Genomic DNA, 25,604 nt, shown 5'->3' with positions numbered 1-25,604 from the left:
GAGATGTCATCCATGTCGCTAACTAATGGTGCATTTGCTTATCAGGCGAAACTTGATGATGTGCAGTCGAATAGCGATTGTAATCGGAAATGAGGGAGAAAAATGATTTCGTTGAATCCTGACACGCTTACAGGGCGTGAAAATTATAAGCTGTTGACCGGAAGTATCATCCCAAGGCCGGTAGCCTTTGTAACGACTTTGAGCAGCGAAGGGGTGCTGAATGGTGCGCCGTTCAGTTATTTTTCCATCGTAGCTTCTGAACCGCCACTGCTGTCTGTATCCGTACAACGTGTTGATGGAGTACCCAAAGATACAGCACGTAATGCGATGGAGCATAAGGCTTTTGTCGTACATATCACAGACGAGGACAATGTGGGAGCGGTGAATGTGACGGCTTCCCGTCTGTTGCCGCAGGAGAGTGAGGTTACACTGGCAGGCCTTACCCCGGTCAAAAGTACAAAAATCGAAGTTCCCGGTGTGGCAGAAGCGAAAATACGTATGGAATGTATTCTGGAACAGGTTATACCGTTGGGAGGTCAGGAGGACACACCTGCCTGTGATCTGTTAATCGGACGCGTAGTGCAGTATCATTTGTCCGAGGAAGCGTATCAAAATACGTATGTGATTGCTAAGGAGTTGCGTCCAGTAAGTCGTTTGGCTGGGAACAACTATGCGAAGCTAGGAGAGCAATTCACGCTGGAGCGTCCCCAATAGGGGGCGTTTTTTTACAGCATATCCAAAATTATATCAGGAGGATTCTTATTCATCATATTTCCTTTTATGTCGCTAGTAGAATAGAAATACCCTTATTATAAAAAAAGAGAACGTTCCTGTGCTATCGCTTAGGCTCCGTTCTCGATATTCAATGACCACTTTTACAAATAAGGATACGCATCTTTGATATTTATGAGTTTATTTACTTCAAAGTTTTCAGCAGCAGGGAGCGATAGGTCGTTTCAAACAAAAATTCAAACGCCTCCAAATGCTTTTTAGCCTCAAATACATCACGGCCCCACGCATAAATGCCGTGGTTACGCAATAAAATTCCAGGCACCTGATCATTCAGCACACCAGGTACGAGCTTGGCAATCGAGGCAATATCCGCGTAATTAGGCAGCACAGGAATATCAATGGCAGCATTTTCTTTCCAAATGTTAAAAGCCTTGATCAGCTCAATACCTTGGATAGGTACAGCGCCTTGCTCACCGTAATATTCGGAAATCAGATTGTTAAACACGGTATGCACATGAAAAACGGCTCCGCAGCCTGTTAGGCGGTAAATTTCACAATGTATAAGCGTCTCTGCGCTTGGCTTGAGGTTTGTCGCTTCTGCCGCTTTTCCGTACTGGTCTACGAATAGAAAATCTTCCGGAGTACGCTTGGTTTTATCCTTGCCGCTGGCGGTGACTGCAAAATAAAATTGTTCGGGATGAAAGTCACCAATTCGGATCGACAAATTGCCGCTCGTGCCTGGGAACCAGTTGCGAGATGCAAATAGTTCTTTGACATCAGCGAGTTCTTCAAGTGCGCGGCGTTTTTCTTCCAATGAAATGTCTGCCAAGTTAAAACTCATTTACAGCACCCCTTGCTCCTGTTTTTGCTTTAAATCCTCGATAATGTCATCAAATGTTTCAAAGGGTACATGTGGTACGCCAAGCTCTTGACACTTTAAAGTCAGATGCGAACGGGAGTACACAAGATCGGCAATTTTAGCTCCTTCAAAATCGGTCAGGCTGTCGCCGATCAAAATCCGTTCGTATTGTTCGGAAGGGTATTGACGAATCACAGTCGTTTTACACATGCCACAATCATTTGTACACGGTTCCTCACATGGATGCGGCCAAGTAATCTGGATGCGATCCCCGGAAAAATCCGCTCCGTTGCAATAGACGTGGTCGTGTGGAATATCGAAGGGTTTTAGCAATGGATCAATAAAAAAATCAATGCCGCCACTGGTGACGAAAAATTGAATCTGCTGCTCTCGTACATAGTCCAAAAAGCGTGCAAAGCCCTCGCGTATATCAGCTTGTCCAAGTACATATGAGATAATTTCGTCCTTTTGCTCCGAAGGCATGAGGGCAAACATCGCACCTACGCCTTCACGAATGGATGTATGCCCATTTACGATCTGATGCATGATGGGCTCACAGCCTGTAGGTTGAAAATGCTTCATAATGGCGACAATATTGTCGCTGTTCGTAATTGTCCCGTCAAAATCGCAAAAAATGACGGGCTTCTTCGCTGTGCTCATCGTTCACCTCCCCATGTGTCGAGCGCAGATTGCAGCTCGGGGTGAGTACGGGCGTATTCTGCCAGAGGGACATTTTGCTGTACCGCTTCAATCGCCTGCACAAAGGCGCGTCCACCAGCTTCTGTACCCAGCGGATGACCGTGAATCCCGCCCCCAGCGTTGACAACAACGTCAGTACCAAAATCACGTACAATTAACGGCACGAGGCCCGGGTGAATCCCTGCGGAAGGGACCGGCATACTGGCCTTCAGCGGTAGATCAGGGGTGATCAGCTCATCGCGGATCGCCATGTTTTCCTCACGCGGCATCGTCACTGAGCCGTAGGGAGAAGGGAAGAGGACGAGGTCAGCGCCAGCCAGCCGCATAAGCTGACCGAGTAGGACGGACGCCGAAATACCATAATGCGGCGATGGATAAGCAGCTCCCGCCAACGAAGGATGGGCTGCAATCGGCACCGAGACGGCAGGATCGCTACTAAGTTCATGTAGCACATCGTAACCGTAGGCCAACACGTTAAACAGTAACGCGTTGGCACCCGCATCAATGGCCTTGAGAGCTTGCGTCTTAAGCTGCGAGGTCGGCCCCGTTAAATTAGCGGCATACAGCAGCTTTTTACCGGTTTCACGCTCAGCCGCTTCGGCGGCTTTGATGCAGGCTTCGACACGTTTTTCAATCGGCGTCAGCGTGTTTTCAAACAAGATCTCGTCGTCCTTGATCAGATCAACGCCACCGAGAGCCTGCCGGGTAAACTGTTCACGAAGTTCGTCCAAATTGAGGCCAATTACAGATTTGAAAATGCTCATGAGCAGGGGACGATCATACACGCCAAGCTGTTCGCGCAAGCCGCTGATACCGAATTTCGGTCCTGGAAAAGCAGAGCGGAATGCTTCCGAGAAACCCAGCTTCGTTAGCTTAATTCGGCCGTCCATCGAAATTTTGCCGAAGACTGTGACCAGCAGAGCGGGAATGTCTCGGCTGAAGTTGACATCCGGGTAAGCGATGGTCAGGTCCGCGTACCGTTCACCGGGACCTCCATCGTAAATATCCACAGAATGAACCGAGCCAAGATGCTTTTGCATCGCGTCCCGTTTGGCTTGCGGGAGCTCAGTCCAGCTGCCCACCGTCATGCCGATGGCAATAGATTGGGCCTTTTGGTTAAAATCGGCTTTGTCATCGTATACCCGGTAGGTCGCCAAGCAATAGCTCATTCAATTCCCTCCTTAAGTACAGCTCCCATCTCGCGGGATCGTTCAGCGCACCGCTGCACCGCCGCAATCACCGTTTCGTAGAAGTCACCTTTGTCCAGCATTTCCAATGCAGCTACCGTAGAGCCATTAGGAGACATGATTTTGTGGCGAAGGGCAGAAGGCTCCTCTCCGGTTTGCTGCACCATGCGTGCCGCTCCAAGCGCGGTTTGCACCGTTAGTTCGTGCGCTTGCTCAGGGGTCAAGCCACCACGGATTCCCCCGGCAATCATGGCTTCCATCAGGTAGTAGACATAAGCAGGGCCGCTTCCAGATATCCCGGTCAAAACATCCATTTTCTCTTCTTCTATAACCGTTACCGTACCTACAGATTCGAACATCGTAAGCACGTTTTTACGCTGGTTTTCGCTGATCTCCTTGGAAAAGCTAATGCCTGTGGCTCCCAGCCCAATTGAGCTGGATGTATTGGGCATCGTCCGTGCGATCGGCTGCTTGCGACCCAGCAACGTTTGCATCGTACGAATGGACAATCCTGCGATTACCGAAATAATCAGCTGCTCATCAGACAGAAGTGGGCCGAGCTGCCCAAGTGCTTGTGCAGCATCCTTGGGCTTCATGGCAAGCACAATGACCGGAGAACGACGCAGAAGCTCGGTTTTGGCGGCATCCTCGGTTTGGAACAAGACTCCATATTGCTTTTGAAGTTCCTCAAGGCGAGCCTGATTACTGCGGTTGATGACGGTAATACCACTACGTTTGACGACAGAACGAGCCGTCATTCCGCGAATAATAGCCTCTGCCATTGATCCTGCCCCGAAAAATGTAATTTGCTCATTAATTAAAACCTTTGTTTGTGATTCACACATAGATTCATAACCTCCAAGGATACAGATTGATTTATGTTATTATTCCCTGATTTGTCCAGTACCGTACACGCGATATTTGGTTGAAGTCAAGGCAGGCAATCCCATTGGGCCGCGGGCATGTAATTTTTGTGTGCTGATTCCGATCTCGGCACCAAACCCAAACTCGAAGCCATCCGTGAAGCGAGTGGATGCATTGTGATACACGGCTGCCGCGTCCACTTCTTGCAGAAAACGCTCGACATGGGCTTTGTCCTCGGTGACAATACACTCAGAATGCATCGTACCGTAACGGGCAATATGCTCCAGTACTTCGTCCAAATTGTTTACGACCTTGATGTTCATAATGTAATCATTATACTCGGTGCCATAATCCTCTTCTGTAGCAGGAACAGCCCAAGGAGCCAATTCTCGTGTGCGTGCACAGCCGCGTAGCTCAACCCCAGCATCACGAAAGCGTTCTGCCAATCCTGTTAAGTGTGCTTTTGCATAATCCGAGTGTACGAGCAATGTTTCCATCGAGTTACACACGGACGGTCTTTGCACCTTGGCATTCAGTGTAATCGCTTCGGCCATTGCTGCATCCGCTGTAGCGTCCAAAAAGGTATGGCATACACCAGCTCCGGTTTCGATGACAGGTACGGTAGCGTTCTGAACAACATTTTGAATGAGTGAACGCCCGCCGCGTGGAATAATTACATCCAGCAAGCCGTTCAAGGTGAGCATTTCGTTGACCGAGGCACGGTCTGAATCTTCAATAAGTTGAAGCGCCTCGCGTGGCACAGCTGTTGCGTCTAGTGCCTTCTGGAGTACTTCGATAATTTTGCGGTTGGAGAAGAGGGCGGCCGAACCACCGCGTAGCACAACCGGATTGCCTGTTTTCAAGCACAGGCCCGCGGCATCCACGGTTACATTTGGACGCGCTTCATATATGATGCCGATGACACCCAGCGGCACACGTATCTTCTCAATTCTCAGACCGTTTGGACGTTCAATTTGCTCAAGGGTGTCGCCGACCGGGTCAGGCAGTGCCACAATTTGGCGTAATCCTTCGGCAATAGCTCCGATTCGGTCCTCGGTCAGCTTGAGGCGGTCGAGCAGCGACTCCGATGTTCCCTGTTCCCGTCCATGTTTCAGGTCATTATGGTTTGCTGCAATCAGCTCTTCAGTATGATTTACTAGAGCTTCAGCCATAGCAAGCAATGCTTCATTTTTCTGTGCTGTAGTCAGGCGGTTCATGACCCCGGCACTTTTTTTGGCAAGATTGGCTTTGGTTCGTACTTCGCTAAACTGATTCTCCTCGGTTGCAGCTGTGTTAGTTGTTAAATCACTCATATTACGGCCTCCCTACATACATAATGTAATCCATTCATCCCTGTGGATCACCTCAAGCCGGTGAATGGGACCAATTTTGCCCACAACCTCGCCGCTGGGTAATCCTTGTACAATTCGGAGCTGTTCATCGTCATAATTGACGATGCCGCGTCCTAACACTTTATTTTCCGGTCCGAGCACCTCAACGACATCTCCGGCATGAAAGCTGCCCTCGACACGTCGTACGCCTACCGGAAGTAGACTGTGTCCTCCGTGAACCAACGCTTCCTCGGCCCCTTCGTCTACATGCACCGCGCCCAGAGGGGTGGACATAAATCCAAGCCATTGTTTTTTCATCGGAAGCGAAGAGAGGTGAGTGTCAAAATAAGTTCCCGGTCCGTGTCCTTCGACGGCTGCGTCTAGATCGCCATTCGCGCTTACACGTCCCACATATACAGGCACACCGCCGCGTGTAGCGACCTTGGCAGCTTCGATCTTGGATCGCATTCCGCCAGTACCTACAGACGATCCAGAACCTCCAGCTAATGCATAAATCTCCTCTGTAATTTCCTCGATACGTTCAAAACGTACGGCATTCGGATGCTTGCGCGGATCTGCCGTATATACGCCATCGGTGTCCGTAATGATAATCAGATGCTGAGCTTTGACCAGATTGGCAACCAGCGCGGACAGCATATCGTTATCGCCGAATTTCAATTCGTCAATCGATACAGTATCATTTTCGTTAAAGATCGGGATAACCTGCTGGCGCAGCAATTCTTCTACGGTCATTCCGGCATTATTCATCCGTTTGCGGCTCAAAAAGTCACTACGGGTCAGTAGAACCTGCGCGATCACTAGGTCAAAATCTTTAAAAGCCTGCTCATAGGCCTGCATGAGAAGAGCTTGGCCAACAGCCGCTGCCGCTTGCTTTTCATGCAGTAGCTTAGGGCGAAACGGGTACCCAATCTCTCTGAATCCGGCGGCTACTGCACCTGATGTAACCAGCAGCACTTCATGACCTTTTGCACGTAGCAAGCTGATTTCCCGGGCAAAATAAGCGATGGCTTCCCGATTCAAGCCACCTTCCACTCCAGTTAGAGAGCTGCTTCCGATTTTAATGACGATTCGTGTTGACAAGACGTCCACTTCCTTAATTTTACTCTTTTTAATGCAAAAAAACTTCCATCCTTTGTATGCAAAGGACGAAAGTTTGTGCTTCCGCGGTACCACCTTCATTGATGATTCATGATCATCCCACTTGAAACCTGTTAACGGCAGGGACCGCCTGATTGCGCAGGGCGCTCGGGGATAGGAGTTGGGAGAGAGTCCAGGTAAATTCTTGCAGCCTATCGGAATTTACTCTCTGAACAGGACAGAGTCTCTCTTAATAGTCCCTTCAACGCGCTAAATGATATTGGATACAGAATACCACGAAAAGACCAGGTTTGGCAAAGAAGTTGTAGCTGGAAAATACGGCTTAACCAAACAGGTTTAGCTTACCAATTCGATCAGCCGCCTCGGTCAGTCGAGCTTCTGAGCTCAGCAGTCCCGCTCGCACATATCCTTCGCCGCCACTCCCGAAGCCGATCCCTGGAGCGACAGCCACCTTGGCTTCCCGCAACAACAGATCGGCAAAAGAAGTGGAAGTATAGCCCTGCGGCACAGGCAACCAACTGAAAAAGGAGCCGCTTGGGCGCGTCGCCTTCCAGCCTATTTGCCCAAGTGCATCATAAAAAGCGTTACGGCGTGATTCATAGCGGGCTACCAGCTCGCCTACGCAGTTCTGCGAGGCCGTTAAGGCTGTCGCCGCCGCTGCCTGAATGCCGCCAAACAAGCTTACATAAATATGATCCTGCAGCAGATTAATCATCGAGATGATTTCGGCATTACCGAGCGCGAAACCAACACGCCAGCCCGCCATATTGTACGTTTTGGACAAGGTATAGAACTCAATCCCCACCTCTTTAGCACCCTCAGCCTGTAGGAAGCTTACCGGACGTTCGCCATCAAATCCAATAGCGCCATAGGCGAAATCACTGGCAACTACAATACCGTTACGTTGCGCGAATTCAACTGTATCCTCGTAAAAGGAAAGTGGAGCCGTTGCCGAGGTTGGATTATTCGGATAGTTAAGGAACATTAACTTGGTGCGGCGGCGGTCTTCCTCGGAAATGGCTTCATAATCGGGCAGAAAACGGTTCTCTTCTTTTAATGGGAGAAAAGACATTTCCGCTTTAGCCAAGGCTACACCAGACCAGTAGTCCGGGTAGCCGGGATCAGGGACGAGACACACATCGCCGGGATTGAGTAAGACTTGCGGCAGCTGAACCAAACCCGTTTTTCCGCCAAACAGGATGGCGACCTCGGTTTCAGGGTTGAGCGTCACACCGTAATCCTCCTGATAGCGCTGGGCAACGGCTTCCTTGAGAAAGCTGTAACCACGAAATGGCGAATATTTATGATACAGCGGATTATCCGCTGATTCCTGCAAAGCTTTTACAATATGAGAAGGAGTGGGAGTGTCGGGGTTCCCCTGTCCGAGATTAATGACATCATGCCCCGCCGCGATTTCACGGTTTACATTTTGTACAAGTGTGGCAAAAAATTGAGTGGGTAACTGTTTCATGACGTCAGCGGAGGGAATAGAAAAATGAGTCATCAATTCACACGACCTTTTGGAATAGTTTAAGAAATAATCTATCACGATTTTACCGAGTTGTATAGGGGGAATTAAGCTTGCATGGTTGCGTAATCCAGACTGATCGGGCTATGATGGGGGAAAATACCGGACAATGGGTCGCGGGAAGCTCTGGCTCACAAGGAGGATGAAGGATTTTGACGTATCAGGAAGCTCAGCCGTTCAGTGTTGCACTCATACAAGCTCACATAGAGATAGGAAATCCCCCGGAAAACCGCAGTCATATCCGAGCTTTAATGGAACAAGCGATGAAAGTCGAACTGAAGCCGGATCTGATTGTCCTGCCGGAAATGTGGAACACAGGTTATGCCTTAGATCGCATTCATGAGCTGGCGGACAAGGAAGGGACGGAGACTCGGGCATGGATAGCAGCATTCGCTGCCACCCATGAAGTGAACGTAGTAGCTGGGTCGATCGCAGAGAAAAAAAGCGACGGTCATGTGTATAATACGATGCTCGTTTTTGACCGAACAGGCAGAGAGGTTGCTTCGTATTCCAAGATTCATCTATTCCGACTTATGGATGAAGAAAAATATTTGCAGCCTGGCGAAGAAAAGGTTTTATTCGCACTGGATGGCGGGATTCGGGCAGGTGCGTCGATCTGCTATGATATTCGTTTTCCTGAACTAGCCCGTAGTTTGGCCCTGTCGGGCGCAAATTTGCTGATCGTACCCGCAGAATGGCCTCATCCCCGGCTTCATCACTGGCGTACCTTGCTAACCGCACGTGCTATAGAAAATCAAATGTATGTTATTGCTTGTAACCGGGTAGGTCGCAGTGGAGATACTGATTTCTTCGGGCATTCGCTTATTATTGATCCATGGGGAGAAATCATTGCTGAGGGCGGAGAGCAGGAGGGGATCATCACAGGAACGATTGAGTCTGCCTTAGTGCAGGACGTACGTGGTCGTATTCCGGTGTTTGAAGATCGGCGTCCCTCACTGTATGACCGATAATCAGTGTAGAAAGGAATACTCCATGCTTAAGGAACGCATTGAATTTTTGTGTAAAAAGAAAAATCTGTCCCGTAAAGAGCTGGTAGACGGGCTGGTGACACCAGCACATTTCGCAAATATACTGGCTGACCGTTACCCGTTGGCAGAGGATTTGGCCGAGCAAATTGCTGGGCGTTTAGGTGTAAACCCATCCTACCTCTTGCGTGTAGCGGCAGAGGATGAAGAGACGCTGGCTACAGCGGATAAGATTTTCACAGAGCTGTTCAAGCTGGCTAATCCTGCCACGGAAAGCTATGTGGATCTACTGGAGGATCGCAACGATTCGCTTGTGGTGGAAATGACGACTTATTTGATGAAGGCCGTTTATTACCAGCAATTAAATGACCCAACAGCCTATGAATATTTACATCAAACCTATTTGAATTTTTATTTGGAGAAGTTTGGTCGTTCGGATGAGGTGGAGCTGCCCGCACCGCTAAAAAAAGCAATTTTATTTTATAAAATCCAGTATTTCCGCTCGAAAAATCATTATTATGATGTGCTGAATAACGTTACGCAGCTAAGCCGTCTAGTGGAAGAGGGGACGGAAAACTGGCTGAATGCGCAAAACATTATGATGGAGGCCTGTATTCAGGTCAAGCAATTTGATCAGGCGAAGCAGGTATTCGAGCAGACGATGCGCAGAGTATATGATGATCGGCTTTTTCACCGTTTGACGGGCCTGTATGTGGCTTACAGCGGATATTGTTTTGCCATGGGTTCTGTACAGGAAGCACTGTTAACGTTGTCTATGGCTGAGGCCAATTTGGTTTATTTAGAAAATGCGGCAGATATGCTCACGACCATCCTGAACAACCGGATTATTATGCTGACATCGATTGGCGAGCTGGATAAGGCTTTGGAGGAAGTAGCGCGTTTTGAAGCGCTGGTGAGCCGGGAGCGGGAGGAAATGCAGCAGATGATGCTGCCCGTTACGCTAATTTATCGCTGTGAGATTGCGTTTGCGCGAAAAAATTGGGGGCTTCTCTCACAGCATTTGGATCAACTGCGTAAAACAAATCTGACAACAGATCAGCAAATGGGGCTTGATTTTTATGAAAGCCAGCTTGCGCTTGCTCAGGGAAATCAGGACGCCTTTTGGATGCATGCCTTGCAATGCTTGCCTTATTTTGAATCTCTCCAGCATCCAGCGCGGCTTGAACAGTTATATGAAACGCTGGCAGTTGTGTCCGAGGACAGTCGTCGTTATAAAGAATCATCGGCGTATTATCGCAAATTGGTCTATCTTATGCGTAAAAAATAGCCTGAATTCACTCGTTTTTCACAAAACTATCGGATGATCGTGCGAAAGATTACTCCAAAGTGCGCAAAATTTTGTGTAAACCGTCCCAGAGTTCAAAATAAACCGGAAAAGTACAGGTTAAAGCTCCTGTTTTTTCGGTTTTTTTGTATGCGCCAAAACGTATTGTGATGCCATATACCCTCTTTTATACTGAATTCATAAGGAACGACAATACAAAATACGAGGTGCAACCACATGATGAACTTATTCGGGAAAAAGAAAAAACAGCAGGATGCGATAGAACAAGCAGATCAACTGATGAATAAAGGCCTGTCAGGATTATTTATGAAAGGTTTGGTACCCAAAGAGCATCGGGAACAGATTAACCAAAGCCTAAACTCGGCAAGACAAGCTCAAACGGCGGCTAACGGTGGTTTGGCGATGGCAGCGACTGCGGTTGTTATTTCGGTAACAGATACCGGGAAGCTCGTGAATTTTGATCCGATTGTGGTGCTAATGCTAGATGTGACAGAAGTAAACGGTAATCGATATCCAAAAACGTTGGAAACGCTCGTATCCAAGCTGCAAATTCCGCGACCTGGAGATACGGTGGGTCTGGGGAGCAATCCGGTAAATCCATCGGAGCTGATTTATATGGGTCTGGTGACAGTGTAAATGAGCAGGTCGTTTCACCTTTCTTGCTGACATATAATTTGAACAGATGATTGAAAAAGGGGTCTTGGAGGATGAAAGGATTTTTGAGTATTATCGGGGTACTTATGGTGTTTGGTGTAGGCTTCTCACCATTTTTGGCTAACTATTTATGGGATGATCCATTTGTGATTATGGATGCCCCGTGGTATAGGCCGTTAATTTATATAGGCTTTGCGCATATTTTTCTACCTGGTATTTTAGGTGTGTTTTTTGGAGGCGGTAAGGTTAAGAAGGGTGTTCCTGGGGTTGGGATTATTACAAGTGTTCAGCTAACAGGGACTTATGTAAACAATCAGCCGCAGGTAAAGCTCGGGTTGACCGTAACCAAACATGGAGAAGACAAATATGATACTGCTTTGACGACGATTATTCCTTTGACTTCCATGGCTCAATTTCAGCCAGGCTCGATCATTCCGTTGGTCGTATCGGAGAAAGATAAACTGAAAGTAGGACTTGACCTGAAAGGGCAGGTGTCGCAGACGGATTTGCAAGCGTTAATGAATGAGCAAATGGCCAAGCAGGGCGTATCGCCTGAGCTGATGGAAATTGCCAAAACCGGTAAGCAGGCATATGCGAAGGTGCTGGATGTTACACCCATGGGGGAAGCAGGATCTAATAAAATTAAGCTTCAATTTACGCTGAGTGTTACGAAAAACAACGGCGATACATTTAATGTAACCACGCAAAAGGTTGTTTTTTCTTCCCAACTATCCAAGCTGCAGCAGGGAAGTATTATAGAGGTCATTTATTCACCTCAAGATCCTTCGAAATTGGTCTTTAAAACACAAGTGAGTGAAGCCGAGGTACAGCAAGCATTTGGTTCTTCTCGATAATAAAAAAGTTTTCCGATACCTGTTTCAGATACAGCCCATAGGTGTATTATAATAGTATCCCGACACCAGGAGGTTGATAACGATGGATAACCAAAGTAGATCCGAACTGGCGAATAGGGATGGCCTGTCACGGCCGAGAGGCTTAAATAGACAGGTTGTCGGAAACAATTATGAAATGGGCTATGATCAGGATAAAAGTCCACCAGATTTAGGGAGACCCTGATCACAAAAAGGCGAGGACAGGCACTTTGGGATCACACAGCACATTGGAACTGAGGTAGGACATTCTTGGGAGACCAAGGCTCGAGACCTTAAGGAAAGAAGTGATGCGGGATGGATAAAGTGGAGTTTCCGAGCAAGCGTAAAGTAATCAGGCGAGGCTGACATGAAATTCAAATGAACATGAAATGTGGTTCGTTAAAGACAGATGGAAGCAACATCGCAACAGTGTAATCGAACCCGTAAAGTAAATGAAGTATTGAAAGCATAGGGGCGAAGCCCCGGGACCGTCTTCTTCTCTGGCTTTGGCTGAGGAGGAAGACGGTCCTTTTCACATTTGAAGCTACTTTTGAGAAAGTTGCTCGACCGTTTCTCGGAAGGTATCAATAAAGGCTTCGGCAGCTTTAGACAAATAACGTCCGTTTCGGTAGGCAATGGCTAGGGTACGGCTAGGGGTAGGTTCGGCGAGTGGCAATAATGCTGGAACAAACTCGCTGCTGGCGGCCCGGGCGATAAAACGGGGGACGAGTGTCACTCCCATACCTGTCGCTACAAGCGATTGGAGCGTCTCCATATTAGTGCTCTCAAACACCACATTGGGTTCAAAGCCAGCTTGATGACACAAATCCATCGTCAGCTTGCGAAAGCCTTGCCCTTTTTTCAGAACGACAAAAGGCTCATCTTTCAGTTCTTCCATATGCACAGGCTGCGGATGGTCTCCGTTTTTACGCAGGGCTAGGGGGTGACCTGGAGGAACGGCAAGATCAATCCACTCTTCACCGATCGGCACATAGGAAAGTGTAGGTTCTACTAATGGAAGAGATAGCAGGCTGAGATCTGTATCCCCACTGGCAGTTTTTTTCTCCAAATTCATGGATGAATCCTCGACCAACACGATTTCAATGTCCGGATGAGCTTTCTTGAATACAGGCAGCACATGCGGCAGCAAATGAGAACCTGTGATGGGCATACTGCCAACCACAACCTTCCCTTTTCGCAGTTGAGAAATGTCGTCCATTTCCTGCCGGAGCTGCTCAACTGCATCGACTATTTTTTTTGCCTTTTCCACAAAGCTTGCTCCTGCATGTGTTAATTCCACCGTGCTGGTGTTGCGTTGAAATAGAAGTACCCCAAGTTCTTTTTCCAGTTTGGACAATTGTTGGCTCAAAGAGGGCTGAGCAATATGCAGTTTTTCTGCTGCGCGTGAGAAGTTTTTTTCCGCTGCAATTTGCAGGGTGTATTGAAGTTGTCTGAATTCCATCGAGTTTTAAACCCCTTTTATATACGCTTTTATAATGGTTGTCGTCTTATAAGATTTACCTATTACTTCATAGACTGATTATACAATAATATAATGAAATTCCCAATCCCATATGAACTCCATGTGTTCACAAGCTGGAAAATCCCTATGTTTACTTTTATCTTTGATTTTTTAAATTATGGTATTTAATTCTGTTTGACATGGCAAATGGGTTCATCCATAATATTATTCATATTAAAACAATATGTTTTATTGGAGAAAAGGGGAAAATGGGATGTCCAAACTTATTGTATCTTTTAGGAAACCGTTTTTGGTTGGATCTTTAGCATTTCTTTTATTGGTTCTCGTGGCAGGATGCTCCGGCTCCAAAAATGATGCAGATAAAAATACAAACGCAACTAACCCAAGCACAACCGCTGATCAACCCGCGGAAGGGGGAACCTTTACATATGGCCGCCCGGCTTCCGTAACCTCGTTTGATTTGCATAATCAGATTACATCAAATAATGCTTTTGCTATCGACAAAGTATTTGAGCCGCTGGTTGCCTTTAACGGTGATGGAAAAATTGTGGATTGGCTTGCGGCGTCGCACAATATTAGCGCGAATGGATTAACCTATACTTTTGTTTTACGCGATGGCTTGAAATTTTCAGACGGCAAAGGAGTTACTGCCGAGGACGCGGTTTTTTCAATTCAGCGTCATTTGAATGTAGGAGGTCCTCTTGCAATAGCGGCACAGGTGGCTTCGCTTTCGGCTCAAGATGAAAAAACACTTGTAATTAAGCTTAAAGCGCCGTATACGCCGTTTATTTCTGAACTCTCAAATTTCTCCAATGGCATCCTTCCAAAGGATTTTGGCGGTGTCTCGGAAAAAGAATTCTTTAAGAATCCGGTCGGTACCGGTCCCTTCGTCGTTAAGAAATGGGATTCTGCCGGTGATCTTACTTTCAGCAAAAATAAATACTATTGGCAGAAAGGCAAGCCATATATCGATGAACTTGTCTACAAGCTCATTGAAGATGACAGCCAAGCGATTAACCAGCTGAAGGCTGGCGCGATAGACGCTATTGAGTCTGTAGCTCTTGAAAATGTAAATGAATTAAAACAAGGAACTGATACCAAAGTGGCGACCAATGGAAGCTGGGTGACAGAGCAATTGTTCTTCAATACCCTGGACGAGCATTTTTCGGATGTGCACGTTCGCCGTGCGTTGGCGTTGGCACTTGACCGTAATGGATTGACCAATGCGGTTACCTTTGGTTTCGCAAAGCCAGCCAATTCGCTTTTGCCGCCAGCCATTCCCTACAACACGAACGATACGATTAAAGCGCTCAGCTTTGATACGAACGCTGCCAAAGCAGAGCTTGCAAAATCAAAGTTCCCTAATGGGTTTTCTACAAAATTGCTCATTGCCTCTGGTAACAACTCAAGAACTCAGGAGGCACAGATTATTCAGGCGGCCGCCAAAACGATCGGCATAGACATTCAAATCGAATCTGTTGAGTTGGCCTCATTTCGCGAGCGTTTCTTTGCCTATGACTTTTCGGCAATGATCAACAGCGGACAGGCGGATTCTCCAGAAGCCAACTCGATCCTAGCTTTCCAGACAGACCCGGAAGGCTTTAGCAAGTCGTACTGGACTCATTACACGAACAATGAAGTTACCAAGCTCCTGCACGAGGGGCAAAAAACACCTGATGGGGAAGAACGTGCGGGAATTTACGCCAAGCTTCAACAAATCCTTGCAGACGAGGTACCTTACATCCCGCTTTATTATCCGGATATTCTGAAAGGTGTTCGTTCTTCCATTGATGGCCTGGTCGTGCTTCCCAATAACAGCGCTCGTTTTGAAGATGTACGTGTGAAAGGCAATTAGATCCTTGACGGCCCACAATTTATTTAAAAAGTCTGCCGGATTGTCTGCAAATCTAACTTCCCCACACAAATGGCTTGTGCGCGCTATGATAAGAGCGGCATCAGTAGTCATCTGTGTGGTGGTGGCAGTCTTCTTCATCATAAGGCTGGTGCCGGGAGACCCCGCCAAAATGATTCTGGGGGAATACGCCACAGCTGAGGCTATTGAGAGTATGCGCCATAGGTTGGGGCTGGATCGTTCTCTTTGGGAGCAGTTTATAGGCTTTGTGCACAATTTCTTTACACACGGTGATACCGGCGTTTCGATTGTTTTTGAGACTTCTTCAAGAGAGTTGATTGCAGAGCGGGCCCCTGTGACGCTGCTGCTCATTGCAATGACCTGTCTTTTTTCCATCATTGTTTCGCTGGTGCTGGCCACCCTTGCGGCAACACATAAAGACGGACTGCTTGACCATATTATACGCATCTTGCCTGCTGTAACGCTCGGTATGCCGATTTTTTGGGTTGGACTGCTACTGATTCTGGTATTTAGCGTTCGGCTTCGCTGGTTCCCCGTTGGGGGAGTCGGCGAGGGCTGGCTTGGAATCTTGTACAGTCTCGCCCTTCCTGCGATCACTGTCGGATTGTCGCAAATTCCCTCGCTCGTTCGTTCTTTAAGAGCGCAGATGCTGGAAGTGCTGGAATCTGATTTTGTTGTAACCTTGAAGGCAGCGGGAATCCCCGACCGGGTTATATTGGTAAAGCATGTCCTGCGCAATTCCGCTCTTCCCGCTCTTATGCTGCTTGGCGTAAACATTGCCTACCTGATGGGCGGCACGTTGGTAATTGAACAGGTTTTTGGCCTCAAGGGTATCGGAAGCCTGTTATTTTCAGCCATTTCAAACCGGGATTTTCCTGTTATACAGGGGATTGCTCTTTATTGTGCGATATCTGTGGTCATCATCGGCTTCGTGATTGAGGTTGCTTCTGGGTATCTTGATCCCAGGACGAAAGGAGAACAATGAAACGCACGCAATTAGATCTTCAGATTCAGAAGGCGGGTCATAGCAACCGCTCTTGGGGAAAAATACTAAATACTCCATCTCTTTTATGGGGCAGTATTATGTTTGCGTTACTCATAGGTATTGCAGTGTTCGCACCGGTTATTAGCCCCTACCAGCCTTCTGATCAAAATATTTCGGCAACTTTACAACCCCCGTCCTTCGAACACTGGCTGGGAACCGATCAACTGGGGCGTGATTTGTTTACACGGCTGATCTATGCCGCACGGACTGATTTGAAGATTATGGTGCTGGCGGAGATCATCCCTTTTTGTATGGGGGTGTTTCTGGGAATGCTTGCCGGGTATTATGGTAAATGGGTAGACACGGTTATCACGCTTTTGACCGATACGTTTATAGCGTTCCCTTTTTATTTGATTGTAATTATAGTGGCGTTTGCAAGCGGTACGGGTGAACAGGGGATATACATTACATTTGTCCTGGTTGGCTGGATTGTATACGCGCGCGTGGTCAAGGGTCTTAGCGCATCGTTTCGCAAGCAGGAATGGATAGCCGCTGCAAAAACTCTGGGAATCCCGGATATTAAAATCATACTGCGCCATCTTCTGCCGAATGTGTTACCGCAAGCGGTGGTAGTGCTTATGACGGACATGGCTGTTCTGCTTGTAGCCATTGTTACGCTAGGCTATCTAGGTATCGGCATTGCGCCGCCAACTCCGGATTGGGGAACTATGATTTCTGATGGGCAGCCCTTTATATCTACTAAGTGGTGGCTTTCAGCAATCCCAGGCTTTGCGGTAGTATATACAGGGATTGCCTTATCCCTTGTGGGCGATGGGCTAGCAGATATATGGAGAAGAAAATGAATGCTATGAATCCAATTTTAGAAGTGGAAAATTTGTCGCTCGCGACGCAATCGAATCATAAATTGGTCACTAATGTGAGTCTCAAAGTTGAAGCGGGCGAAAGTATAGGACTTGTGGGGGAATCCGGATCTGGAAAATCGCTCACGCTTCGCTCCATCATAGGGTTGCTTCCCTCCGGTATTGAACAAGTTGGCGGGCATATTAGGAGCAATGGCAGATGCGCAATGATTTTTCAAGACCCGATAAGGGCACTTGACCCTCTCTGCCCGGTGGCCCGGCAGCTTGCCGAGGTTGTGTACTACAGGCAGAAGGTGAGTCGGAAGGTCGCGCGCACAATAGCTTTGGAACTGCTTGAAATGCTCGGTCTTCCCGATTCCTTAAAGCATACTGACCGTTACCCCCGCCAGCTTTCAGGCGGCCAGTGTCAACGTATTGTTATTGCGATGGCTTTGGCGTGCAAGCCGGGCATCCTTCTTTGTGATGAGCCAACAACTGCGCTTGACGTAACGGTTCAACGGCAAATACTTGACGTTATTTCACGTCTTCAAAAGGAGCTGGGTTTTGCCATGGTGTTTGTTACGCACAATCTTGCTGTAGCTGCTTCGATGTGCTCAAAGCTTTGCGTTATGAAAGAGGGAAGAATCATAGAGCGGGGAGACACTTTGCCCCTTTTACAAAACCCGCAAAATCCGTATACACAGTTGCTGATAAGCTCAGTGCTTCCTCTCCCGGATCTTGAAAGGAGCGCGGATTTATGAAAACAGCCTTGCAGATAGAAAATATAACGGTTGCTTATGGTAAGTTCACCGCGCTTGATCAAGTAAGCCTGGAGCTGCAGGAGCGTACCACGCTTGGTCTTGTGGGAGAATCGGGTTCAGGAAAGTCTACCCTCGCGCGGGTAATAGCCGGGCTGATCGCCCCGGATGAGGGCCGGATCATGCTGGGTTCTCAGGTTCTGGGCAAGCGACGGAGCCGGGAGCAGCATAAAAGAATACAAATGGTTTTTCAAAACCCGGATTCCTCGCTAAATCCAAAGCATACGATCAGGCAAATCCTTGCCGAAGCCTTACTTTTTCACAAGATTGTTGACCGAGCTCAAGTGGACAAGAAATGTAGGGAACTGCTTACACGTGTTCACATCGATGAAAGCGCCCTTGGCAGATACCCTCACGAATTTTCCGGCGGTCAGCGTCAGCGAATAGCAATTGCCCGCGCATTAAGCGTTGAGCCAAGCATACTTATCGCAGATGAACCAACGAGCGCACTGGATGTTTCGGTACAACGGAGTATGCTTGAACTGTTGAGCACACTCAAATCGGAGCTTAATCTTACGATGCTTTTTATCTCTCATGACTTGGGAGTTATAAATGCCATAAGCGATATTGTTGCTGTAATGCGGCAGGGGAAGCTGGTTGAGATCAACCCCAAGGAGAAATTCTTTTCTCGTCCTGAAACGCCTTATAGCCGTGAGCTTTTGTCCGCTGTTCCTAAAATGCCAATATCCCATTCTGCAGGAGGTATTTATGAGTCAAAATAATAAAGGATTTGTACCTCTTACAATATCGGAGTTTGATACGCTAACTAACTTGCTCTCCAAACTCCTGTCCACCCAAGAATCCCCGGTAATCATACCGGGCGAGGCGATCCTGGGAATTGAAGCCATAGCAGCAGGCATATCTGCGCCCGACCGTAAAATTCTAAACATTGTGACAGGTCCATATGGAACGATTTTTGGTAACTGGCTTGCGCGTGGCGGAGCAGAAGTCATCGAACTCAAAACATCTTTTGATGATGTGGTAACTGTAGATGAAGTCGCCGCAGCGATTGAGCGATATAACCCATGTGCGCTTTCTTTTGTGCAGGCGGAAGTGGTCACAGGAGGCTCTAATCCAACAAGGGAAATCATGGAGCTTGCGCGTAGATCAAACATTATAACCGTGATAGATTCAGTTTCTGCAATCGGGGGCGAACCGGTGCTCATGGACGAGTGGGGAATTGATTTTGTAGCTGTAGGGGCGCAAAAGGCACTATCCGGGCCTAACGGGATCAGCGCTGTGGGGATTTCTCCCCGTGGCTGGGAGTTTCTGGCCTCCAACAAAAATGCGCCGCGCAATTCCATACTGTCTTTGCTTGACTTAAAGCGTTCCCCTAATCATGCGACGCCCGTGCGAGTTCCTGCCAACATCCCTGTTTTGGAAGCCCGTGCGCTTATAGAGTCATTAAAGCTTATTGAAGAAGAAGGTCTGGAAGCGGTCAACCGCCGCCATCGCGTAACTACATCTGCTGCAATTGCCGGCATTAAAGCCTTGGGCCTTGAACCGTGGCAACGGAATAAAGATAGCTACTCAACGTTGACTACAACGGTTCGGATTCCTCAAGGCGGTAATTTCAATATCGAACAGCCCATAGGCATTGTCGCACCCGGAGATGGAGAATTACATAATAAACTCTTACGCATTAACCATTTTGGGGCGAAGGCAAATCAACAAAGCGTTGAAGAAGCTATCCAAACGCTTGCTGAGCTTGTACATCAAGATCCTTATCATGCGCTTGCCGCCCAAAGGTTAATTTGGGGGAATGAAGATGGAAAATAAAATTCAAAAAGAGTTAACCTACAAAAATATATTTGTGGCGGGGATTGATGGGAAACGATTCGATATAACAATCACCAATGGTCGTTTTTCGTCCATTGCAGAGTCCTTATTCTCGCATACTCAACAAAATGGTCCAGATGGCGACCTATGGATTAGCCCCGGCGTAATTGATCTTCATACGCATTTGGCATGGACGGATTTTAATCATACTGACCAGGAGAAGCGCGATGAACTGGAGATCGAAGTGATGCAGGCGCAAGCCTTTGAGGCTACTTTCCAGGCTGGAGTGACTACAGTGCGTGATGCAGGTGGGCTTTTGCCAAGTACGGTGAAGCATATAGGTCAGCATTATAGCCAGCCTTTAAGAGTTTATACCAGTGGTGATATGCTTGGAGCCGGAGACGCACGAGGTCTTAAGCATTTGGAACGGCGGGTAACAGAAATTATTGATTCCGGGGCAAGCTGGATTAAAATTCTTGCAACGGGGGGACTAGGCTCGTCGCCAGATACAGTGCTGAACCCGATTTTTTCTGAGGAAGAATTCTCTTTTATTGTGCGTAGCGCCCATGCACGCAACATAAAAGTCATGGTTCACACCTGGGGCGGACCTACTGTGGATTGGTCTATTGACGCTGGAGTGGAATCTATAGAGCATGGAATGTATTTGACCGAGGATCAAGCCAACCGGCTTGCGCAATCCAGGACAGCCTTTGTGCCTACTGCTTCCATCTATCGTATTGCTGCAGACCCTTCTGGAGTTCTTTCACTCGACAGGGAAATTTGTGATCGCGCCGCCCGCGCCGCCGAAGCCCACCCTAAAGCCGTTAGCTATGCCAAAAGAGCAGGCGTACGAATTGCGTTCGGTACAGATTTTGCCACACCTTCGTTACATGGACGTAACCTTGAGGAATTAGACACACTCATAGACTGTGGATTAACTCGAAAAGAGGCCTGGCAGGCTGCCACGGAGTTCGCCGCTGAAATTTTGGGATATGGGGACAGATTGGGACGTATAAAAGAAAACTACACAGCAGATACAATCCTTTTTAATGCTGATCCGTATAAGTCACAAAACGCCAAAGCACTCCGTGAAAGTATCGTATCGGTAATTCAGGGACAATTTGAGTGAGACCAATACTCCAGAGAGCATCTTTAATATAGTTAGACAATCCCCTTAACATTCTCCTGACAAAGTATGATTAGACTTAGTTCTGATTGTACAATAAAGTGTCTGGGAGGAAATTGAATGCTAAAATGTTGGGGGATACATACGAAAAAATCGGTGGCAGCACTCGTAGCGACTATGATGCTAGCAGTAAGCGGTGGGACGGCGATGGCAGTCGAAAAGGACACGTCGATTAAAAACGTAATTATTTTGATTCCAGACGGTATGGCTAATGACGCCACTGCACTGGCTAGATGGTACAAAGGATCTTCCTTAACGTTAGACAGCATGGCAAGCGGCATGGTGCGTACGCATTCTGCGGATGCTCCAATTGCCGATTCTGCTCCAGCGGGTACTGCTTTTGCCACAGGACATAAATCTCATACTGGGTATGTAGGTGTCCTTCCTGATGAAGCGACAATGCCCGGACAACAACCCATTGCAGCGGGTGACGCCAAAAAGCCTGTAGCTTCCATTCTTGAGGCTTCCAAGCTGGCAGGAAAATCGACTGGAATTATTGCGACTTCGGAGATTATGCATGCGACACCAGCTGATTTTACTGCACATTATCCTGATCGTAAAAATTATGATGCACTCAGCATGCAGCAAGCCTACAACGGGGTTGATGTAGTGTTAGGTGGAGGCGGCAAGTTTTTGGAGGCAGCAGGGCGTAAAGATGGCCAAGATTTGGTAGCCCAAATTAAAGACCAGGGTTATGACTTTGTCACGACACCTGAAGGGTTGAAAAATTCGACCTCCAGCAAGCTCTGGGGCAGCTTTTCTCCTGAAGCCCTTGCGTATAACCTGGATCGCGATGCATCCAAGGAACCTAGTCTGGCAGAAATGACATCGAAAGCCATTGATGTGTTGTCCAAAAACGATAAAGGCTTCTTCTTAATGGTAGAAGGCAGTAAGGTGGATTGGGCCGCCCATGCAAATGATCCAACCGGAATTATTAGTGACGTGCTTTCGTTTGACGATGCAGTGAAAGTTGCTGTGGATTACGCCAAACAAAACCCAAATACAGTCGTCGTAGCAGTGACAGACCACGGAAACGGTGGATTGACGATTGGTAGCAGCGATACAACTAGCAATTATGACAAAACACCTTTAGCTTCTTTTATAGACCCGCTGAAAAAAGCGAAGCTGACGGGTGAGGGCTTGGAAGCCAAGCTGAATGCAGATCGCAGCAATATTAAAGAGGTGCTTTCCACATATTTTGGCATCACCGATTTGACAGACGAAGAAGTAAAAACCATTAAGGATGCCAAAGAAGGCAGCATGAACTATGCTGTTGGACCGATCATTAGCAAACGTGCGAATATTGGCTGGACTACAGGCGGACATACAGGAGGCGATGTCGTGCTGTACACGTATGCGCCGAACGGAGACCGTCCAACCGGTGTAATCGACAATACAGATGTTAATAAATATATGACACGTGTACTTGGACTGGATTTGGATACGGTCAGCAAGCAGCTTTTTGTTCCTGCAAAAGCCGCTTTTGAAGCTAAAGGAGCCAAGTTTTCTGCGGACACGAAAGTTATTACAGTGACCAAAGGCAGTAACAAGCTGGAGCTTCCGGTATACAAAAATGTCGCTACGTTGAATGGTAAAAATACCACGCTCAACGGTGTAGTTGTATTTAACGGCGTTGATTATTTTGTACCCCAGCAGGCGATTGATTTGATTCAGTAATAAGCAGAACCATCGACAAGGGCTGTTTCTTCCATTAGAGGAAGAGACAGCTTTTTTGTGTGTTGATATAAATGTGTATTTTTTGGGGCAGAAGTTGGAGGAGGTTTTTATAAAATGGGATTTTTTGTGAAACTAATCACGTTACATCCTCTCCGATATTGCTAGAATAATACATGTACGGTACAAGCCGCTGATGATGTGAAGTCCGGATGGACGAGGGAAGAAGGGATGAGTCACGGACGAATTATTACTGCGTTTGGCTGACGGCAATGAATGGACGCATATGGAAATGATGGAGCTGCTGACACGTCTGGATGATGAGCCAACGCTTCGGGCTCAACTGCGCCACCTGGCAGCTCGCACCAAATTGGAGCGCTATGGCAAAGGTGTTTTTTTACGGGGATTAATTGAATTCTCCAGTATATGTCGTCAGGACTGCATGTACTGTGGGCTGCGCGCTTCGAATAAACAGGCAGATCGTTACCGTTTGCAGCCAGAAGAAATTCTGGCCTGTTGTGCGGAGGGGTATGAACTCGGTTATCGGACCTTTGTATTGCAAAGTGGGGAAGATTACTGGTTTACAGCAGCCCGGCTGACGAAATTGATTCGCGAAATTAAAAGCCGTTTTGCGGATGTGGCGGTTACACTGTCCATCGGTGAACGGGATGATGAAACTTATGAGCAATTATACGAGGCGGGCGCGGACCGTTTTTTGCTGCGGCATGAGACAGCTTCCCCCCGTTTGTACGCCAAGCTGCATCCGACGATGACGATGGAAAGCAGGCGCAGCCGTCTGCTGGCTTTGCAACGAATCGGCTTTCAGATCGGGGCCGGATGTATGGTGGGGTTACCAGGACAAACGAATAGTGAATTAGCAGACGATTTGGTCTATCTGCACAGCCTGTCACCAGATATGATCGGGATTGGCCCCTTTTTACCGCATAGCAACACGCCGCTTCGGGATGCCAGTCAGGGGAGCATGGAAAAGGCACTCGATATTATTTCGTTATCCCGATTGGTCGTTCCAGATGCACTTATTCCGGCGTCCACGGCAATGGGAACGATTCATCCCCAAGGCAGGGAGAAGGCGCTTCAGGCAGGGGCAAATGTGGTGATGCCCAATTTGTCGCCACTAGCGGTGAGACCTAAGTATGCGATTTATGAGAATAAAATATGTTTGGGCGATGAGTCTGCCCAATGTCGACATTGCTTGGAGCTGCGGATCCGTGGAGCGGGATTTGAAGTCGATATGGGGCGTGGCGATAGTTTGAGGGTGCAACGACAGCTTATGAGACAGGAAACTTTGTGAGGCCATAACGGAAACATTGCAGTAACCATAAATAAGGAGATGGGTATACGTGAGTGGAGTACGGGAGAAAGTGTCGGCGGATTTTATTAATGAAGCAGAGATTATGGCAGCAGTGGAGCAGGGGAAACAAGAGGCAACAGATCGACACCGTATTTTAGAAATTTTAGAAAAGGGGAGAGCCTGCCGGGGACTGAGTGCGAGTGAAGCGGCGGCTCTTTTGCATGTGGATGATCCTGAATTATTGGAAGAGATGTTCAAATCTTCGAGGGCAGTCAAAGAACAAATTTATGGCAACCGAATTGTACTGTTCGCCCCTTTATATGTAAGCAACCACTGCGTGAATAACTGCGAATATTGTGGTTATAAACATACCAATGACAGCTTTACTCGTAGCCGTCTGACACCGGAGGAATTGGTAGAGGAGGTTAGAGTGCTTCAAGAACTGGGACACAAGCGGCTCGTGCTGGAAGCGGGGGAAGACCCAGTCCATTGTCCCATTGACTATATCGTCGATTGTCTGCGCCAGATCTATGAGGTCAAGGTAGATAACGGCAGCATTCGACGGATCAATGTGAATATTGCATCCACAACCGAGGAGGACTATCGGAAGCTGGCAGAGGTAGGCATTGGTACGTATATTTTATTTCAGGAAACGTATCATCGGGAAAGCTATCGTAAATTTCACTTACAGGGACCAAAGCGGGACTTTGATTGGCACACCACCGCAATGGACAGAGCCATGCGTGCGGGTATAGATGATGTGGGGATCGGTGTGTTGTACGGTCTGTATGATTTCCGTTATGAAACCGTAGCGATGCTGAAACATGCCGAGCACTTGGAAGAAGCCTTTGGGTGTGGCCCTCATACGGTTTCAGTTCCACGATTGCGTCCGGCTGAAAATGTAGACCTGGAGCGATATCCGTACCTGGTCAACGATGAGGATTTTATGAAAATTGTATCCGTTCTTCGACTGGCTGTCCCTTATGCTGGTATGATCCTGTCCACACGCGAGGAGCCGGAATATAGGGACCGCGTCATTGGTCTAGGCGTGTCGCAGATTAGTGCAGGTTCAGCTACAGGCGTAGGGGCATATGCAAAACAGGAAACTGATGATAAGCCTCAATTTGAGGTAGGGGATCATCGCTCACCATCGGAAATTATTAAAAGTCTGTGCCGTGGCGGATATATGCCGAGCTACTGCACAGCTTGCTACCGCGAGGGGCGAACTGGAGATCGTTTCATGGAACTTGCCAAATCAGGACAAATTCATAATGTGTGTCAGCCGAATTCGCTGTTGACCTTCCAAGAATATCTACTGGATTATGGGGATGAGGAGGCGCGTGAACTGGGAGCTGCCGCTCTGCGAGAGAATCTGGAGCGTATACCACGTGAATCGACGCGCCGTTTGACGCTTGACAGACTGGAACGACTGGAAGCAGGCGAGCGTGATTTGTATTTTTAGCAATTTATATTATTCGTAGTATCATTTCACGTTAT

Annotated in this window: 24 protein-coding genes; 16 read left to right on the top strand and 8 right to left on the bottom strand. The window is 47.8% G+C overall.

All coding sequences use genetic code 11. The features are described 5' to 3' along the window. Positions 1-102: 102 nt before the first annotated feature. Positions 103-714 carry a flavin reductase family protein gene (locus tag JOE49_RS20385; protein ID WP_028540656.1) on the top strand — a complete coding sequence of 204 codons (612 nt, stop codon included), beginning with the start codon at positions 103-105 and terminating at the stop codon, positions 712-714. Positions 715-916: 202 nt separating this feature from the next. Here JOE49_RS20385 and JOE49_RS20380 read toward each other — a convergent pair whose 3' ends face one another. From JOE49_RS20380 to JOE49_RS20350, 7 genes are all read right to left on the bottom strand, one after another. Then, on the bottom strand, positions 917-1,573 hold the full coding sequence (locus tag JOE49_RS20380; RefSeq protein ID WP_023989122.1) for a methylthioribulose 1-phosphate dehydratase: 657 nt from the start codon (positions 1,571-1,573) through the stop codon (positions 917-919). Continuing rightward, positions 1,574-2,251 (bottom strand): 2-hydroxy-3-keto-5-methylthiopentenyl-1-phosphate phosphatase, encoded by a 678-nt coding sequence (locus tag JOE49_RS20375; RefSeq protein WP_209942672.1) that lies wholly within the window; start codon positions 2,249-2,251, stop codon positions 1,574-1,576. Then, positions 2,248-3,459 (bottom strand): 2,3-diketo-5-methylthiopentyl-1-phosphate enolase, encoded by a 1,212-nt coding sequence (locus JOE49_RS20370; protein WP_209942670.1) that lies wholly within the window; start codon positions 3,457-3,459, stop codon positions 2,248-2,250. Before JOE49_RS20370 ends, JOE49_RS20375 begins: the two co-directional genes overlap by 4 nt. Then, the gene (gene proC / locus JOE49_RS20365; RefSeq protein ID WP_023989119.1) at positions 3,456-4,322 is read right to left on the bottom strand and encodes a pyrroline-5-carboxylate reductase; all 867 of its coding nucleotides are present in this window, start codon (positions 4,320-4,322) and stop codon (positions 3,456-3,458) included. The genes JOE49_RS20370 and proC overlap by 4 nt, the downstream gene beginning before the upstream one ends. A 39-nt stretch (positions 4,323-4,361) precedes the next feature. After that, complete coding sequence (locus JOE49_RS20360) at positions 4,362-5,654, bottom strand: glutamate-5-semialdehyde dehydrogenase (protein ID WP_209942668.1); 1,293 nt, start codon at positions 5,652-5,654, stop codon at positions 4,362-4,364. Between the two features lie 12 nt (positions 5,655-5,666). Then, positions 5,667-6,872, bottom strand: coding sequence for a glutamate 5-kinase (proB, locus tag JOE49_RS20355; protein ID WP_025723116.1), 1,206 nt, complete (start codon positions 6,870-6,872; stop codon positions 5,667-5,669). Between the two features lie 241 nt (positions 6,873-7,113). Continuing rightward, a complete protein-coding gene (locus tag JOE49_RS20350; RefSeq protein WP_209942666.1) occupies positions 7,114-8,295 on the bottom strand; it encodes a pyridoxal phosphate-dependent aminotransferase in 1,182 nt (393 codons plus the stop codon). A 176-nt stretch (positions 8,296-8,471) separates the two neighbouring features. Between JOE49_RS20350 and JOE49_RS20345 the strand changes: the two genes are divergently transcribed. The 5 genes from JOE49_RS20345 to JOE49_RS20325 all read left to right on the top strand — a co-directional run bounded on the left by JOE49_RS20345 (position 8,472) and on the right by JOE49_RS20325 (position 12,342). Continuing rightward, on the top strand, positions 8,472-9,290 hold the full coding sequence (locus tag JOE49_RS20345; protein WP_053325654.1) for a carbon-nitrogen family hydrolase: 819 nt from the start codon (positions 8,472-8,474) through the stop codon (positions 9,288-9,290). Between the two features lie 22 nt (positions 9,291-9,312). Beyond that, on the top strand, positions 9,313-10,593 hold the full coding sequence (locus JOE49_RS20340; protein ID WP_209942665.1) for a helix-turn-helix domain-containing protein: 1,281 nt from the start codon (positions 9,313-9,315) through the stop codon (positions 10,591-10,593). A 234-nt stretch (positions 10,594-10,827) separates the two neighbouring features. After that, positions 10,828-11,247 carry a hypothetical protein gene (locus JOE49_RS20335; protein ID WP_053325652.1) on the top strand — a complete coding sequence of 140 codons (420 nt, stop codon included), beginning with the start codon at positions 10,828-10,830 and terminating at the stop codon, positions 11,245-11,247. A 71-nt stretch (positions 11,248-11,318) separates the two neighbouring features. Beyond that, complete coding sequence (locus JOE49_RS20330; protein WP_209942663.1) at positions 11,319-12,119, top strand: DUF3592 domain-containing protein; 801 nt, start codon at positions 11,319-11,321, stop codon at positions 12,117-12,119. A gap of 82 nt (positions 12,120-12,201) precedes the next feature. Beyond that, positions 12,202-12,342: a hypothetical protein gene (locus JOE49_RS20325; protein WP_023989112.1), complete on the top strand. Its 141-nt coding sequence runs from the start codon at positions 12,202-12,204 to the stop codon at positions 12,340-12,342. A gap of 339 nt (positions 12,343-12,681) precedes the next feature. Here JOE49_RS20325 and JOE49_RS20320 read toward each other — a convergent pair whose 3' ends face one another. After that, the gene (locus JOE49_RS20320) at positions 12,682-13,599 is read right to left on the bottom strand and encodes a LysR family transcriptional regulator (protein WP_025723122.1); all 918 of its coding nucleotides are present in this window, start codon (positions 13,597-13,599) and stop codon (positions 12,682-12,684) included. Positions 13,600-13,873: 274 nt separating this feature from the next. On the opposite strand from JOE49_RS20320, the gene JOE49_RS20315 reads away from it, so the two are divergent. The 10 genes from JOE49_RS20315 (at position 13,874) to hydG (ending at position 25,569) form a co-directional block, all read left to right on the top strand. Further along, the gene (locus JOE49_RS20315) at positions 13,874-15,475 is read left to right on the top strand and encodes an ABC transporter substrate-binding protein (protein ID WP_023989110.1); all 1,602 of its coding nucleotides are present in this window, start codon (positions 13,874-13,876) and stop codon (positions 15,473-15,475) included. Between the two features lie 40 nt (positions 15,476-15,515). Continuing rightward, positions 15,516-16,478 (top strand): ABC transporter permease, encoded by a 963-nt coding sequence (locus tag JOE49_RS20310; RefSeq protein ID WP_481856253.1) that lies wholly within the window; start codon positions 15,516-15,518, stop codon positions 16,476-16,478. Continuing rightward, complete coding sequence (locus JOE49_RS20305; RefSeq protein WP_023989108.1) at positions 16,475-17,341, top strand: ABC transporter permease; 867 nt, start codon at positions 16,475-16,477, stop codon at positions 17,339-17,341. Before JOE49_RS20310 ends, JOE49_RS20305 begins: the two co-directional genes overlap by 4 nt. Beyond that, positions 17,326-18,099: an ABC transporter ATP-binding protein gene (locus JOE49_RS20300; protein ID WP_048481509.1), complete on the top strand. Its 774-nt coding sequence runs from the start codon at positions 17,326-17,328 to the stop codon at positions 18,097-18,099. Before JOE49_RS20305 ends, JOE49_RS20300 begins: the two co-directional genes overlap by 16 nt. Further along, positions 18,096-18,878 carry an ABC transporter ATP-binding protein gene (locus tag JOE49_RS20295; protein ID WP_209942661.1) on the top strand — a complete coding sequence of 261 codons (783 nt, stop codon included), beginning with the start codon at positions 18,096-18,098 and terminating at the stop codon, positions 18,876-18,878. The genes JOE49_RS20300 and JOE49_RS20295 overlap by 4 nt, the downstream gene beginning before the upstream one ends. Then, positions 18,865-19,935 carry a pyridoxal-phosphate-dependent aminotransferase family protein gene (locus JOE49_RS20290; RefSeq protein ID WP_209942659.1) on the top strand — a complete coding sequence of 357 codons (1,071 nt, stop codon included), beginning with the start codon at positions 18,865-18,867 and terminating at the stop codon, positions 19,933-19,935. Before JOE49_RS20295 ends, JOE49_RS20290 begins: the two co-directional genes overlap by 14 nt. Next, the gene (locus tag JOE49_RS20285) at positions 19,925-21,064 is read left to right on the top strand and encodes an amidohydrolase family protein (RefSeq protein ID WP_209942657.1); all 1,140 of its coding nucleotides are present in this window, start codon (positions 19,925-19,927) and stop codon (positions 21,062-21,064) included. The genes JOE49_RS20290 and JOE49_RS20285 overlap by 11 nt, the downstream gene beginning before the upstream one ends. Positions 21,065-21,181: 117 nt before the next feature. Then, positions 21,182-22,798 (top strand): alkaline phosphatase, encoded by a 1,617-nt coding sequence (locus JOE49_RS20280; protein WP_209942655.1) that lies wholly within the window; start codon positions 21,182-21,184, stop codon positions 22,796-22,798. 256 nt (positions 22,799-23,054) lie between these two features. Further along, positions 23,055-24,107 carry a [FeFe] hydrogenase H-cluster radical SAM maturase HydE gene (gene hydE / locus JOE49_RS20275; RefSeq protein ID WP_280922042.1) on the top strand — a complete coding sequence of 351 codons (1,053 nt, stop codon included), beginning with the start codon at positions 23,055-23,057 and terminating at the stop codon, positions 24,105-24,107. Positions 24,108-24,156: 49 nt separating this feature from the next. Next, entirely contained in the window at positions 24,157-25,569 is a 1,413-nt protein-coding gene (hydG, locus tag JOE49_RS20270) for a [FeFe] hydrogenase H-cluster radical SAM maturase HydG (RefSeq protein ID WP_013310651.1), read from the top strand. The last annotated feature ends 35 nt before the right edge of the window (positions 25,570-25,604 follow it).

The organism is Paenibacillus sp. PvR133 (assembly GCF_017833155.1).
Lineage (GTDB): Bacteria > Bacillota > Bacilli > Paenibacillales > Paenibacillaceae > Paenibacillus > Paenibacillus polymyxa_B.
Note: the sequence above shows the minus strand (reverse complement) of the source record. Positions and strands in the feature narration are given on the sequence as shown.

Excerpts from the sequence above, each read along its gene's own strand:
- JOE49_RS20385 (WP_028540656.1), top strand. The coding sequence starts at position 103 with ATGATTTCGTTGAATCCTGACACGCTTACAGGGCGTGAAAATTATAAG.
- JOE49_RS20380 (WP_023989122.1), bottom strand. The coding sequence starts at position 1,573 with ATGAGTTTTAACTTGGCAGACATTTCATTGGAAGAAAAACGCCGCGCA.
- JOE49_RS20375 (WP_209942672.1), bottom strand. The coding sequence starts at position 2,251 with ATGAGCACAGCGAAGAAGCCCGTCATTTTTTGCGATTTTGACGGGACA.
- JOE49_RS20370 (WP_209942670.1), bottom strand. The coding sequence starts at position 3,459 with ATGAGCTATTGCTTGGCGACCTACCGGGTATACGATGACAAAGCCGAT.
- proC (WP_023989119.1), bottom strand. The coding sequence starts at position 4,322 with ATGTGTGAATCACAAACAAAGGTTTTAATTAATGAGCAAATTACATTT.
- JOE49_RS20360 (WP_209942668.1), bottom strand. The coding sequence starts at position 5,654 with ATGAGTGATTTAACAACTAACACAGCTGCAACCGAGGAGAATCAGTTT.
- proB (WP_025723116.1), bottom strand. The coding sequence starts at position 6,872 with ATGAAGGTGGTACCGCGGAAGCACAAACTTTCGTCCTTTGCATACAAA.
- JOE49_RS20350 (WP_209942666.1), bottom strand. The coding sequence starts at position 8,295 with ATGACTCATTTTTCTATTCCCTCCGCTGACGTCATGAAACAGTTACCC.
- JOE49_RS20340 (WP_209942665.1), top strand. The coding sequence starts at position 9,313 with ATGCTTAAGGAACGCATTGAATTTTTGTGTAAAAAGAAAAATCTGTCC.
- JOE49_RS20335 (WP_053325652.1), top strand. The coding sequence starts at position 10,828 with ATGATGAACTTATTCGGGAAAAAGAAAAAACAGCAGGATGCGATAGAA.
- JOE49_RS20330 (WP_209942663.1), top strand. The coding sequence starts at position 11,319 with ATGAAAGGATTTTTGAGTATTATCGGGGTACTTATGGTGTTTGGTGTA.
- JOE49_RS20325 (WP_023989112.1), top strand. The coding sequence starts at position 12,202 with ATGGATAACCAAAGTAGATCCGAACTGGCGAATAGGGATGGCCTGTCA.
- JOE49_RS20320 (WP_025723122.1), bottom strand. The coding sequence starts at position 13,599 with ATGGAATTCAGACAACTTCAATACACCCTGCAAATTGCAGCGGAAAAA.
- JOE49_RS20315 (WP_023989110.1), top strand. The coding sequence starts at position 13,874 with ATGTCCAAACTTATTGTATCTTTTAGGAAACCGTTTTTGGTTGGATCT.
- JOE49_RS20305 (WP_023989108.1), top strand. The coding sequence starts at position 16,475 with ATGAAACGCACGCAATTAGATCTTCAGATTCAGAAGGCGGGTCATAGC.
- JOE49_RS20300 (WP_048481509.1), top strand. The coding sequence starts at position 17,326 with ATGGAGAAGAAAATGAATGCTATGAATCCAATTTTAGAAGTGGAAAAT.
- JOE49_RS20295 (WP_209942661.1), top strand. The coding sequence starts at position 18,096 with ATGAAAACAGCCTTGCAGATAGAAAATATAACGGTTGCTTATGGTAAG.
- JOE49_RS20290 (WP_209942659.1), top strand. The coding sequence starts at position 18,865 with ATGAGTCAAAATAATAAAGGATTTGTACCTCTTACAATATCGGAGTTT.
- JOE49_RS20285 (WP_209942657.1), top strand. The coding sequence starts at position 19,925 with ATGGAAAATAAAATTCAAAAAGAGTTAACCTACAAAAATATATTTGTG.
- JOE49_RS20280 (WP_209942655.1), top strand. The coding sequence starts at position 21,182 with ATGCTAAAATGTTGGGGGATACATACGAAAAAATCGGTGGCAGCACTC.